Raw genomic sequence first — 13,409 nt, 5'->3', positions numbered from 1 at the left:
GCATCAAGAAATCGTGGCTTTTTATGACAACTAGACTATTAACTCGTCAATTCGCCCCGTATTTGGGCATTCAAGCCACAATTATCGATAAGAGTGCACACCTTACCGAGCTCTTGATAGAGCTTTTATAAAGCATATAGCAAATATCGTGCGCACTAATGATTTGAGGCGTGCGAGAGCATCAGCTCCAACACCTGAGGAATCGTTAAATTCGTGCTGTCAATTTCTATGGCGTCCGGGGCTGGACGCAGTGGAGAAACCGCGCGGGAACGATCGCGCAAGTCCCGGTCCTCGATATCAGCAATTAACTGCTGCAAGTCTACCTCTTCACCGCGCTCAAGCAGTTGTTTGTAGCGGCGCTGAGCTCGGGCCTCGGAGCTGGCGGTAAGGAAAAATTTTACATCGGCCTCGGGAAAGACCGTAGTGCCCATGTCGCGTCCGTCCGCCACCAAGCTTTGCCCTTTGGAAAACTGGCGCTGGCGCTCTAACAAAGCATCGCGTACAGGCTGCAGGGCCGCTACCTGAGAGGCCAGCATGCTGACCGTCTCAGCACGAATAGCCTGAGTAACGTCCTCCCCCTCAAGCATGGTTGTGCCTTCTTCGGGCCGAAAGACCACATCCAGTTGGCGGGCAGTCTCACTCAACGAGACAACGTCATCGGCGGCAATGCCCCGCTTAAGACTGCTCAAGGCGACAAGACGGTATAAAGCACCGCTATCGAGTAAACTCGCACCCAACGCTTTAGCCAGCAGCTGACTTAACGTGCCCTTACCCGCGCCGCTGGGGCCATCAATGGTGACCAATAAATATTGTCCCTGACTTGAGCTCACTAACAGGCCCCCTTTATTTGCGCCAGAATATCGCGGCAGGCGATACTCGGGTCATCGGCCTGTGTGACCGGTCGCCCCACCACCAGGTAATCACTGCCCGCAGCAATGGCCTGAGCCGGAGTCATAATGCGGCGCTGATCATCCGCCGCCGCACTGGCCGGACGGATGCCGGGAGTGACCAGAGAGAAGTCATCGCCACAGAGGCGCTTTAATATTTCTGCCTCACGGGCCGAACAAACAACTCCATCCAGCCCGGACGTCTGCGCCAGTCTGGCGAGGTTTTGCACTTGCTGTAAGGGAGATACATCGATACCCACGCCTTTTAGATCCGACTCTTCCATGCTGGTAAGAACCGTAACCCCGATCAATAAAGGCGGGGTTTCAAAGTTAGAGAGCGCATTGCGCGCCGCTTCCATCATGCGCTGACCGCCACTAGCGTGTACATTTACCATCCACACACCTAAACGAGCGGCCGCGGCGACAGCCTTTGCTGTGGTATTGGGGATATCGTGAAATTTTAAATCCAGAAAAACATCAAACCCCAGGGTCATCAACTGGTCAACCAATTGAGGGCCTGATGCGGTGAATAACTCTTTGCCGACTTTTAGTCGGCACTCGTGCGGCGACAGCTGATGAGCAATTTTCAAGCAATCTTCGGCATTATCATAATCCAGCGCTACGATTAAGCGCGGCCCTTGCGGCTGTCGCATAACTCCCCCGTTGTCAGTATATCCGTCGCTGCGGAACAGCGACTATTAAAACAAACTTGGGGGAAATACGCAGCAAGAAATGCTACCGAGGCAAGCCTCGATAGCACTTTGGTCAATTAAAAGAAATTCTCGACTCAATATCCTCTAATGTCGCCTCACCAATTCCATTGACGGCCAGCAAATCCTCTGGGGACTCGAAGGGCCCATTATCTTCGCGCCACTCGACAATGGCGGATGCTTTGGAATCCCCTATACCGTTTAACTCGGTTAAGGTTTCAGCATCGGCGGTATTAACATTGATGGTTTCGGCAGGCTTCTCCATGGCCTCGTCTGCGCTCACCAGCGTGGGGGCGAACAGTGAAACCGAGAAGATTAACAACAGATAACTCATTAATTTATGCATTTTTCAAACTCCGTCTTGTTTAAGGAAGTGACGAGGCCCCTGTCACACCCCACAAGCTAGCTCACTGTCATCATTTTGCAAGAATTCAAACCAAAAAAAGCCGCAACACCTTTCGATGTTGCGGCTTTTTCATCATTTTAAGCGCTATATATGAAGTACTATTTGAGCAAGCTGGCTAAGTCCTTTGCCTCCCAATGCGGGAAATGCTTGCGGATAAGTGCATTTAATTCTACTTCAAACTCGCTGTAATTGCCTTGAGTGCTAGAACCACCTTCGGTTGTTTCAATCACCATACCGGCACCCACGGTAATATTGGTTAACCGATCTATCACAATAAAGGCGCCCGTAGCGCGGTTGTGCTTGTAGTTGTCGGCTAGCACCGGTTGCGCCAGAGATAGTTGCGCCACGGCAATATCATTTAAGCTAAGCTCACTGATGTCGGTGTGTTCCTGGGTATTCACATCGATTTGGTAATCAAAGGCTGAAAAGTGGCCACTAACGACTTTACTGGAAAACTTAAACAAATACTCGCTGTTGGAGCGGGCATGATTTTCGTTCATCCACACCACATGCGCCTTTAAGTGACTCGCTTGTTGGGTGTCATCATCGGCCAGAACCAAAACGTCACCACGGCTTACGTCAATTTCATCTTCCAACGTTAAGGTGACCGCCTGGCCGGCAAATGCGCTCTGCAAATTTTCGTCATAAGTGACAATAGACTTTACTTTGCTGGACTTGCCCGAGGGCAAGACTTTTACCGCGTCGCCAACGTTGACCACTCCCGAGGCAATGGTGCCGCAGAACCCACGAAAATCCAGATTGGGGCGATTGACGTATTGCACCGGGAAGCGGAAATCGTCAAAGTTTTTATCCGCCGTAATCGGCGCCGACTCGAGGATTTCCATCAGGGTTTCGTTGGTGTACCAGGGCGAACGCTCCGAGCGGTTCACCACATTGTCGCCCTCGAGCGCTGAGATAGGTACGAATTTCACATCTTTCATACCGAGCTTTTGCGCAAAGGCCAGGTAATCAGACTTAATTTTAATAAAGGCCTGCTCGTCAAAATCGAGCAAATCCATTTTATTCACGGCAACGACGATATGCTTCACCCCAAGCAGCGAGGCGATATAGCTGTGGCGCCGGGTTTGTGTAACCACGCCGTAGCGGGCATCAATCAAGATAACCGCCAGATCACAGGTGGAAGCACCCGTGGCCATGTTCCGGGTGTACTGCTCATGCCCCGGGGTATCAGCGATAATAAACTTGCGCTTGGCCGTAGAAAAATAGCGGTAAGCGACATCAATGGTAATGCCCTGCTCGCGCTCGGCTTGCAGACCATCGACCAATAGCGCCAAGTCCAGCTCTTTACCCGTGGTGCCGTGACGAGTTGTGTCTGAACGCACAGCATCCAGTTGATCTTCATAGATCATTTTAGAGTCGTGCAGCAGGCGGCCGATCAATGTGCTTTTACCATCGTCGACACTGCCGCAGGTTAAAAAGCGCAGCAGCTCTTTGTGTTCATGCTGTTTTAAATAAGCGTCGATATCAGTTGCGATTAAGTCAGATTGGTGACTCATGTTCCACTCTCAAATTTGGGTAACTTTTGGGGAGCTTTAGCTCAACCTCGTCCAGTGTTGCACCAGCAGGCTTAGAAGTAACCTTCCTGCTTTTTCTTTTCCATCGATCCGGCGCTGTCGTGATCGATCACCCGCCCCTGCCTTTCAGAGGTTGTGGTCAACAACATTTCCTGAATAATTTCCGGCAGTGTGGTTGCATCAGACTCGACGGCGCCCGTCAGCGGATAACAGCCCAAGGTACGGAAGCGGACCATTCGCTCCTGGATTTCCTCGCCCTCTTCGATCGGCATACGATCGTCATCCACCATAATGAGGGTGCCGTCGCGCTCCACCACAGGACGCTTAGCCGCAAAGTAGAGGGGCACCAGGGGAATATTTTCCAGGTGAATGTACTGCCAGATGTCCAGCTCGGTCCAGTTGGACAGCGGGAACACGCGAATGCTTTCGCCCTGATCTACGCGACCGTTATAAATGTTCCACAACTCAGGGCGTTGGTTTTTCGGATCCCACCGGTGGTTGCGATCGCGGAACGAATAGACACGCTCTTTGGCACGCGACTTCTCTTCGTCCCGACGGGCGCCACCAAAGGCCGCGTCAAATTTGTATTTGTCCAGCGCCTGCTTCAAGGACTGGGTTTTCATAATGTCGGTGTGTTTGGCGCTGCCGTGGGTAAACGGCCCCACACCCATGTCCACGCCTTCTTGGTTGATATGAACCAATAAGTCCCAACCCAACTCCTTCACGCGATTGTCGCGAAACTCGATCATCTCGCGAAATTTCCAGGTGGTATCCACGTGCAACAAGGGGAACGGAGGCTTGCCTGGGGAGAAGGCCTTCATTGCCAAGTGCATCATCACCGCGGAATCTTTACCGATTGAGTAAAGCATTACCGGGTTATCAAACTCGGCCGCCACTTCGCGGATAATATGGATACTTTCAGCTTCAAGCTGCTTTAAATGGGTAAGATTATATTGCTCGGACATGCCGCTCACAGTCTGTTGATCAAAAGAAAACCGCCGACCCTGGGTCAGCGGCGCGTATTATAGACAAACTCACCTTAGGATTCATCAGCAGCGGGCACGTTAACGGTTTTAACGGCCGCTGTGAACAAACGAATCCTTCTATGCTTATAGCCAGTTTTACGATTTAGACGACTTGACCGCCGCCTGAGTGTACTTATCGCGCGCCTTTTTGGCGCGAGTAAAGGTGTCTAGCAAATATTCGCCATCGCCATCGGCGATCGCCTGACGCATCCGCGCCAGATTATCCATAAACTGATCCAGCGAACGGACCACCTGGGCGCTATTGGCTTTCATGATGTCGTGCCACATCACCGGATCGCTGGAGGCAATACGGGTAAAGTCCCGAAAACCACCGGCGGCGTAGCGAAAAATATTGGGGCTATCGATATCGTGGGCCAGCGTATCGACCAAAGAATAGGCAATGGCGTGAGGCAGATGGCTGGTCGCCCCCAGTACTTGATCGTGCTCATCGATGGGCATATCCAGCACCTCAGCGCCCACGCTCAGCCACATATTTCGCACTGTCTGTAAGTGCTCGGGCGAGGTCTCATCGGTCGGGGTGAGAATCACCCGATGATCTACGTACAAGTCCGGATTGGCCGCCGTCACACCGCTTTTTTCCGATCCCGCAATGGGATGCCCCAACACCAGCTGGGGCGGCAAGCAGCCATACACCCGCCGAGCCGCCGCGGCCACACTCCCCTTAACGCTGGCGCCATCGGTAATCACCACGGTCGGCGACAATAGCGATTTTAATTGGGCCAATACCGGCTCGACGGCAAGGGTCGGCACTGCGATAAACACTACGTCATTCGCGCCCAGCTCGGCGGCCACATCGGCGATGTCCAACACAGCTCGATCCGCCACACCCTCGGCCAAAGCGGCCTCAGCGGTTTCGGCGCGGCGCACCACGGCGATCACCTCGCGGCACTGACCGCGCAAACGAAGGCCCTTGGCCAGGCTTCCGCCGATCAAGCCCGCTCCAATCACCACAAACTTACCGATTAACGCAGCCGAGTTCGCGCCGCTGGATGCTGCCTCCATCATACTCAGAGCACAGCCTTAGGGTAGGCACCCAGCACTTTCAAATCAGCGACGCGGGCTGACACTTCGTCCAGAGTTTCACGCACCACCGGGTCTTTTTGGTGGCCGTTAAAATCGACAAAGAATACATAGGTCCACACGCCGGTTCGCGAGGGGCGGGTTTCCACCCGAGTTAGATCAATCTCGTTGCGGTGAAAGGGCTCTAACAAATTATGCAACGCCCCCGGTTGATTGCGCATGGCCACCAAAATCGAGGTTTTGTCGTCGCCACTGGGCTCGACTTCCTCGGCGCCAATAATCAAAAATCGGGTGCTGTTATCCGGCTGATCTTCGATTTTATCGGCAATAATCTCCAGCTCATAAAGCTCAGCGGCTTGAGTGGGCGCAATAGCCGCGGCATTCCACTCCCCCCGAATACGCCGCGCCGCTTCGGCATTACTGGAAACAGCGATTCGCTCGGCCTTGGGGTAATGAGCGTCGAGCCATTTGCGACACTGAGCTAAAGATTGCCCGTGGGAGTATATACGCGAAATACTATTAACATTGGTGACACTGGAGACCACCAAGTTGTGATGCACCCGAAGCTCAACCTCACCACATATTTTGAGGTTTGAGTTCATAAAATTGTCCAGGGTATGGCTAACCACCCCCTCGGTAGAGTTTTCTACCGGCACCACACCATAGTTTACCGCCCCCGCTTCGACTTCGCGGAAGACTTCATCAATCGCCGAAAACGGTTTGGTAACCGCCGAAGCACCAAAATGCTTAAGCGCCGCCTGCTGGGTAAAAGTGCCCTCGGGCCCCAGGTACGCCACTTTAATGGGCTGTTCCAAAGCCAGGCAGGCGGACATAATCTCGCGAAACAGGCGCGCCATTTCTTCATCGCTAAGCGGCCCCTGGTTGCGCTCCATCGCCTTACGCAACACCTGGGCTTCGCGCTCGGGGCGATAGTAAAGCACTTCACCATCACCACTGGCATTTTTAACGTCGGCGACTTGCTGAGCGCAGCGGGCGCGCTCGGAAATTAACTTGCCGATATCGGCATCCAGGGCATCAATTCGATCGCGCAGCGCGAGCAATTGTTCTTTTTGCGGCTGATCAGCCATGGTTATGCGTCCTCCGCCTCGCCCTCTTCGCCTTCTTCGTCGCCGGCATCCTCAATCCGGGCCAGGCCTTTTAAGTGCTCATTTTCACGCAGTTTGATCAATCGCACACCCTGGGTGTTACGGCTTAGCACAGAGACTTCATCGACGCGGTTTCTCACCATGGTGCCCTGATCCGAAATCAGCATAATCTCTTCGCCGTCGAGCACCTGTACCGCGCCCACCAAGGGGCCATTGCGATCGGTGACCGCCATGGCGATTACGCCCTGACCGCCTCGGCCTTTGACTGGAAACTCTTCCACCTCGGTACGTTTACCGTAACCATTTTCGCTGACCGTGAGCACTTTGCCCCCCTCAACGGGGACCACCATGCCAATCACCGATTGCCCCTCGGCCATTTTAATACCGCGCACACCGCGACTGATCCGGCCCATAGAGCGTACCGCCGACTCGTTAAAACGCGCCGCCTTGCCGTTGCTGGCAAACAGCACAATGTCGCGCTCGCCATTAGTAATATCGGTGTAAACCAGGTGATCACCCTCATCCAGCTCAATCGCCCGCAAGCCCACGCTGCGCGGACGCGAGAACTGATCCAATGAGGTTTTCTTCACGGTGCCCTTCTCGGTCGCCATAAACACAAAGTGATCGGCGTCAAACTCTTTAACCGGAAGAATGGAAGTAATGCGCTCGCCCTCTTCCAGCGGCATTAAATTCACCACTGGGCGTCCGCGCGACTGGCGGCCCGCCAGGGGAATCTGGTAAACCTTAAGCCAGTAAACCTTGCCCGCACTGGTAAAACACAGCACCGTGTCGTGGGTACTGGCCACCAAGAGATGCTCGACAAAATCCTCATCTTTTACCGAGGTAGCACTTTTACCCATGCCGCCGCGACGCTGCGCCTGGTAATCGTCCAGGGGCTGACTTTTGGCGTAACCGCCGTGGGAAATGGTCACCACCCGCTGCTCTTCATTGATCAAATCTTCAACGGTTAAATCCAGCGTAGAGGCGGTAATTTCGGTGCGACGCTCATCGCCGTACTCTTGCACAATGGTTTCCAGCTCTTCGCGAATCACTTCCATCAGGCGGCTAAAGTTGGCCAAAATTTCCAGATACTCGGCGATTTGCTCGACTTTTTCTTGGTACTCGGCCAGCAGCTTATCGTGCTCCATGCCAGTCAGACGATGCAAGCGCAACTCCAGAATCGCCTGGGCCTGAGCGGGGGATAAATAGTATTTCCCCTCGCGCATACCGAAACTATCGGGCAGATCTTCGGGGCGGCAGGCATCTTCACCGGCGCGCTCTAAAAACTGACCCATTTCCGATGCATCCCAACCGCGCGAAATCAATCCCTCTTTGGCTTCAGCCGGTGTGGGCGAGCTTTTTATCAGCTCGATTACGGGGTCGATATTGGCAATCGCAACCGCCAAACCTTCCAGAATATGACCCCGCTCGCGCGCCTTGCGCAGCAAGTAAACCGTACGGCGAGTGACTACCTCGCGACGGTGACGGACAAAGGCTTCGAGCAACTCTTTTAGATTGAGTACCTTGGGCTGGCCATCGACCAGAGCAACGATATTGATCCCGAAAACATTTTGCAGCTGGGTCTGGGCGTAAAGATTATTCAACAACACATCGGCCGATTCGGTGCGCTTGACCTCGATCACCACCCGCAGGCCGTCTTTATCGGACTCGTCGCGCAGCTCGCTAATGCCTTCAATCTTTTTGTCTTTCACCAGTTCGGCGATTTTTTCGATCAGCCGCGCTTTGTTTAACTGGTAGGGAATTTCGGTAATGATGATGGTTTCGCGACCGGTTTTGGCGTCGGTCTCGATATCCGCTTTGGCACGGATATAAATACGCCCGCGACCGGTTCGATAGGCCTGTACAATCCCCGCGCGGCCGTTGATGATCGCCCCGGTGGGAAAATCAGGCCCCGGAATGTATTCCATTAACTCGTCAATGGTAATGTCTTCGTTGTCGATCAGCGCCAAGCAGCCCTGCACCACCTCTTTTAAGTTGTGCGGCGGAATATTGGTGGCCATACCCACAGCGATACCGGACGAACCATTCACCAGCAAGTTGGGCACGCGAGTCGGCAAGACATCGGGAATTTGCTCGCTGCCGTCGTAGTTGGGCACATAATCGACGGTTTCTTTATCCAGGTCGGCAAGCAGCTCGTGGGCGATTTTCTGCATCCGCACTTCGGTATAACGCATGGCCGCGGCACTATCGCCGTCCACCGAACCGAAGTTACCCTGGCCATCCACCAGCATGTAGCGCAGCGAGAAAGGCTGCGCCATACGCACCACCGTGTCGTACACCGCTGAATCGCCGTGCGGGTGATATTTACCAATCACATCGCCGACTACACGCGCCGACTTTAAGTAGGATTTATTCCAGTCGTTTTTTAACTCGCTCATGGCGAAGAGTACGCGCCGATGCACGGGCTTTAAGCCATCTCGCACATCGGGCAAAGCGCGCCCCACAATGACGCTCATGGCGTAGTCCAGATAGGACTGCTTGAGCTCATCTTCAATATTGACGGGTAATACTTCTTTCGCTAAATCGCCCATGGATCCACGGATTCCTTATTGTCTTAAAGCGGTGTTTTAGGCCTTGCCACAGGCCGCGGGGTCGGCGTAGCGCCGACCGGCTGCCCGCACTACACAAACGGACATAAAGTCAGCAATATTACCATAAAATCAGACGGATAGGTGCGCCTGCAAACCCTGCTATCGCCCACAGACCGGGCCGCATACGATATAATCGCGGTTTTGTATCCGGGCTCGCCACAGGAAAGACTATGACCGCCAAGCAAGCTGTCCACTTATTGATCAATGCGCGCTGGATAATCCCCGTGGTCCCCGCCAACCGCGTGTTCGAAGACTGCGCTCTGGTCATTCACCGCCAGAAGATTATCGCCCTGGTACCACAGGCCGAGGCCCGCAAGCGCTTTGAGCCAGAGCAGGCGGTAAACCTGGACCGCCACATTGTGATTCCCGGATTGATCAACGCCCACGGACACGCCGCCATGAACCTTTTGCGCGGCTACGCTGACGACTTTGCCCTGCAAACCTGGCTTAACGACCATATATGGCCCGCCGAGGCAGAACACGTGGACGCCGAGTTTGTGCACGACGGCACCGAGCTTGCGATTGCGGAAATGATAAAAAGTGGCACCACATGCTTTGCGGATATGTACTTTTTTCCCGAGCAAGCGGCTCAGGTGGCGCGCAAGGCCCATATGCGCGCCCAAATCACCTTCCCGATTTTGGATTTTCCCACCAGCTGGGGCCAGGGGCCGGACGACTATTTCGCCAAAGGACTGGCACTACACGACGAATATCGGGCGGATGACCTGATTCGCATAGGCTTTGGGCCCCATGCCCCCTATACGGTCTCAGATCCGCACTTGGCGAAAGTTGCCACCTTGGCGGAGGAGCTACAGGCCCCCATCCAAATCCACCTGCACGAAACCGTGCAAGAGGTTGATGATGCCTACCGCGACACGGGGGTTCGCCCTATTGAGCGACTTTACCAGCTGGGGCTTTTGACACCGCAAACCCAGTGCGTACACATGACACAGTTAAATGATGACGACATTCAGACCATTGCCAATAGCGGCGCTCACGTCATCCACTGCCCCGAATCCAACTTAAAACTTGCCAGCGGCTTTTGCCCGGTCGCGAAGCTGCAAGAGGCAGGGGTCAATGTCGCCCTGGGCACCGATGGCGCGGCCAGTAATAACAATCTGAATATGCTGGAGGAAATCCAAACTGCGGCCCTACTGGCCAAAGCCGTCAGCCGTGACCCTGCGGCGCTCAATGCCCACCAAGCCCTCGCCTGTGCCACCCTATGCGGCGCCAAAGCACTGGGCATTGATGATATTACCGGCTCGCTGGAAGTGGGCAAAGCCGCCGACATCGTCGCCCTCCAGGCGGATGATACCAGCGCTCTGCCCATTTACGACCCGGCCTCGGCACTGGCTTACAACAACCGCGCCTTAAAGGTAAGCCATGTCTGGGTGGCCGGGCGCGCCTTGCTTCTCTCGGGCCATTTGCAAACTCTGGATGAGCGCGATATACGCGCCCGCACCGAGCAGTGGCAAGCGAAGATTAAACCCGTCAGGAGTCAACCATGAACGATTCCCATGCCTCACAAAACTCAGACGCCGCCGAGCTGGCCAAGTTTGAACACCTTGCCCAGCGCTGGTGGGAGCCCGAGGGCGAATTTCGCCCCCTGCACGACATGAATCCGGTGCGCACCAACTACATTGATGCCCGCTCTCCACTGGCAGAAAAAATGGTTTTGGACGTAGGCTGTGGCGGCGGCATCCTTACCGAGGCCATGGCCCAGCGCGGCGCTCAGGTGACAGGATTGGACTTGGGCGAAGCGCCGCTCGCAGTGGCCCGCCAGCACGCCGAGCAAAGCGGTCTATCCATCGAGTACCGCTGCATTAGCGTGGAAGAGCTGGCCCGACAAGAGCCCGGGCGCTATGACATTGTCACCTGCCTGGAAATGCTTGAGCATGTGCCCGACCCCGCCAGCGTGGTATCAGCCTGTGCCCGGCTGTTAAAACCCGGCGGCAGCGCCTACTTCTCCACCATCAACCGCAACCTTAAAGCCTGGGGCATGGCGGTGGTAGGTGCCGAATATATTCTCAAACTGCTCCCCAAAGGCACCCACGATTACAGCCGTTTTATTCGCCCGTCCGAACTGGGGCGAGATGTTCGCGAGGCAGACCTAGAGCTTCAGGATATCAGCGGGATTACCTACAACCCCCTAACCCGCCGCTTCAAGCTCGACCCGACGGATGTAGACGTCAACTACATATTACACGCCACCAAAGCGGATACCCCTGAATTGTGACCGAGACATCAAGTTATCGCGCCGTTATGTTTGATTTGGACGGCACCTTGTTAGACACAGCAGCGGATTTGGGCGGGGCTCTGAACCGTTTGCGCCAAGAGCAAGGCTTACCCCTACTGGACGAGCAAAGAGTGCGCGCCAGCGTATCCAACGGCGCCGCCGCCCTGGTCAAGCTGGGGTTCGGCGAAGAACCCGGCAGCGTACGCTTTGACGAGTTGCGCGCGCGCCTGCTGGAAATCTATATGCTCCACATTGCCGATCACACAAAGGCTTTCACCGGCATAAACGAACTGCTGCAATGGCTGACCGACAAAAATCTGGGCTGGGGTATCGCCACCAACAAACCGGCCCTTTACACCGAGGCCTTGCTTAAGCAGATTCACTTTCCATCCCCCCCGGGCATTGTGATCTGTCCGGATCATGTCACCCATCGCAAGCCCGATCCGGAATCACTACTGCTCGCCGCCACTCACTTTAAATGTGCTCCCGAGCAAATCATTTATCTGGGAGATCACCGCCGCGATATCGACTGCGCCAAGGCCTGTGGCGCAGCCAGCGTCGCCTGCACTTACGGTTACATAGAAGCGGACGATGACCCGGCCCAATGGCAAGCGGACTACACCATTGACGACCCGACACAATTAACCACTCTTATCCGTCGAATGACGCGCCTATAACATTATATGACTGACTCTATCGCTAGACTCCCCGAGAACTACCAGCCCGCTCCCGAGCTTTTAAAAGACAGAATTATTCTGATCACCGGCGCGGGCTCCGGCATTGGCCGCAGCGCCGCTCTGTGCTTTGCCCGCCATGGTGCCACCACCATTTTGTTGGGCCGTACCATGGAAAAGCTGGAAGCGGTTTACGATGAAATAGAAGCCGAGGGGCTGCCCCAACCGGCTATCTATCCGCTCAATTTAGAGGGGGCCACCCACGCCGATTTCGAGTCCATGTGCGACGTGCTGGACGGAGAATTTGGCAAGTTGGACGGCATACTCCACAACGCCTCGGAGCTGGGTGATCGGATGACCATCAGCGACTATGCACCGGATACCTGGAGCCGGGTGATGCAGGTGAACGTCAACGCGCCTTTCTTGCTCAGCAAAGCACTTTTGCCGTTGCTCGATAAATCAAAGGCCGCGCGCATTGTGTTTACCGGCTCGAGCGTGGGGCGCAAAGGGCGGGCTTACTGGGGCGCTTACGCGGCCAGCAAAGCGGCGCAAGAAAATTTAATGCAAACTCTGGCCGATGAATTAGAGGATAAGAACATCGGAGTGAACAGCATAAACCCAGGCGCAACTCGCACCGCCATGCGAGCGGCCGCCTACCCCGCCGAAAACCCGGATACGCTTTTAACGCCCGAAGATTTGATGCCTTTGTATTTGTATTTAATAAGCGAAGACAGTGAAGGGGTTAGCGGAGAACGATTTAACGCGCAATAACGGGGCTCGCGTAACGTTAAGATTCGGGCTTTTTACGCAGCGCGTCCAGTAAAGAGGCCTCGGCCCGAGATAAGCCGCAGCGACTCGCCACCTCGTCGCGATCCAAGCCCAATGACAGCAAATGCGACGCCTCTGAATAGGGGCGCGCATTGGCACCGTCAGCAGCGCCGGGATCACCGGGTTTATCCTGGCGCTCCATTGCCACTATTCTCTGTCCCATTCCCACAGCGCCGCTGCGCAAAGTGTTGAGTTCTTTGCCGCGCTTCGCCGCTTCGACTTCCAACGCCTCAAGCTTTTTGCTAAGCGCTTTTATCTTTACCCCCTGCGTCAGCGCAACAACCACTGACACCAGCAGCGCCACAGGCGCCAACCAGAGCAGATAGACCATCCATTCAGCGCCCATCAC

Annotated in this window: 13 protein-coding genes; 4 read left to right on the top strand and 9 right to left on the bottom strand. The window is 54.9% G+C overall.

The window, feature by feature from the left end:
* Positions 1–155 precede the first annotated feature (155 nt).
* The 8 genes from cmk to gyrA all read right to left on the bottom strand — a co-directional run bounded on the left by cmk (position 156) and on the right by gyrA (position 9,262).
* The gene (gene cmk / locus M6D89_RS03500; RefSeq protein ID WP_253966642.1) at positions 156–830 is read right to left on the bottom strand and encodes a (d)CMP kinase; all 675 of its coding nucleotides are present in this window, start codon (positions 828–830) and stop codon (positions 156–158) included.
* Positions 830–1,540 (bottom strand): orotidine-5'-phosphate decarboxylase, encoded by a 711-nt coding sequence (gene pyrF / locus M6D89_RS03495; RefSeq protein ID WP_253966641.1) that lies wholly within the window; start codon positions 1,538–1,540, stop codon positions 830–832. Before pyrF ends, cmk begins: the two co-directional genes overlap by 1 nt.
* Positions 1,541–1,652: 112 nt before the next feature.
* Positions 1,653–1,943 carry a ComEA family DNA-binding protein gene (locus M6D89_RS03490; RefSeq protein ID WP_253966640.1) on the bottom strand — a complete coding sequence of 97 codons (291 nt, stop codon included), beginning with the start codon at positions 1,941–1,943 and terminating at the stop codon, positions 1,653–1,655.
* A 158-nt stretch (positions 1,944–2,101) separates the two neighbouring features.
* Complete coding sequence (gene cysN, locus M6D89_RS03485) at positions 2,102–3,520, bottom strand: sulfate adenylyltransferase subunit CysN (protein ID WP_253966639.1); 1,419 nt, start codon at positions 3,518–3,520, stop codon at positions 2,102–2,104.
* A gap of 71 nt (positions 3,521–3,591) precedes the next feature.
* Positions 3,592–4,503 carry a sulfate adenylyltransferase subunit CysD gene (cysD, locus tag M6D89_RS03480; RefSeq protein WP_253966638.1) on the bottom strand — a complete coding sequence of 304 codons (912 nt, stop codon included), beginning with the start codon at positions 4,501–4,503 and terminating at the stop codon, positions 3,592–3,594.
* Positions 4,504–4,659: 156 nt separating this feature from the next.
* Positions 4,660–5,589, bottom strand: a complete 930-nt coding sequence (locus M6D89_RS03475) for a prephenate dehydrogenase/arogenate dehydrogenase family protein (protein WP_253966637.1) — start codon at positions 5,587–5,589, stop codon at positions 4,660–4,662.
* A 2-nt stretch (positions 5,590–5,591) separates the two neighbouring features.
* Positions 5,592–6,692, bottom strand: a complete 1,101-nt coding sequence (gene pheA, locus M6D89_RS03470; protein ID WP_253966636.1) for a prephenate dehydratase — start codon at positions 6,690–6,692, stop codon at positions 5,592–5,594.
* Between the two features lie 2 nt (positions 6,693–6,694).
* A complete protein-coding gene (gyrA, locus tag M6D89_RS03465; protein ID WP_253966635.1) occupies positions 6,695–9,262 on the bottom strand; it encodes a DNA gyrase subunit A in 2,568 nt (855 codons plus the stop codon).
* A gap of 230 nt (positions 9,263–9,492) precedes the next feature.
* On the opposite strand from gyrA, the gene M6D89_RS03460 reads away from it, so the two are divergent.
* From M6D89_RS03460 to M6D89_RS03445, 4 genes are read left to right on the top strand one after another with little or no spacing between them, the layout of a single operon-like run.
* A complete protein-coding gene (locus tag M6D89_RS03460) occupies positions 9,493–10,830 on the top strand; it encodes a TRZ/ATZ family hydrolase (protein ID WP_253966634.1) in 1,338 nt (445 codons plus the stop codon).
* Complete coding sequence (ubiG, locus tag M6D89_RS03455; protein ID WP_253966633.1) at positions 10,827–11,558, top strand: bifunctional 2-polyprenyl-6-hydroxyphenol methylase/3-demethylubiquinol 3-O-methyltransferase UbiG; 732 nt, start codon at positions 10,827–10,829, stop codon at positions 11,556–11,558. The genes M6D89_RS03460 and ubiG overlap by 4 nt, the downstream gene beginning before the upstream one ends.
* A complete protein-coding gene (locus tag M6D89_RS03450) occupies positions 11,555–12,235 on the top strand; it encodes an HAD family hydrolase (RefSeq protein WP_253966632.1) in 681 nt (226 codons plus the stop codon). Before ubiG ends, M6D89_RS03450 begins: the two co-directional genes overlap by 4 nt.
* Before the next feature lie 6 nt (positions 12,236–12,241).
* Positions 12,242–13,003, top strand: coding sequence for a YciK family oxidoreductase (locus tag M6D89_RS03445; RefSeq protein ID WP_253966631.1), 762 nt, complete (start codon positions 12,242–12,244; stop codon positions 13,001–13,003).
* 16 nt (positions 13,004–13,019) lie between these two features.
* On the opposite strand, the gene M6D89_RS03440 is transcribed toward M6D89_RS03445, so the two are convergent.
* Entirely contained in the window at positions 13,020–13,406 is a 387-nt protein-coding gene (locus M6D89_RS03440; protein WP_253967694.1) for a DUF2802 domain-containing protein, read from the bottom strand.
* Positions 13,407–13,409 lie beyond the last annotated feature (3 nt).

Origin of the sequence: Gilvimarinus xylanilyticus, from assembly GCF_024195295.1 — a bacterium.
In the GTDB taxonomy this organism is placed as follows: domain Bacteria; phylum Pseudomonadota; class Gammaproteobacteria; order Pseudomonadales; family Cellvibrionaceae; genus Gilvimarinus; species Gilvimarinus xylanilyticus.
The sequence above is the reverse complement of the archived record's forward strand: the minus strand, read 5'-3'. Positions and strand labels throughout refer to the sequence as shown.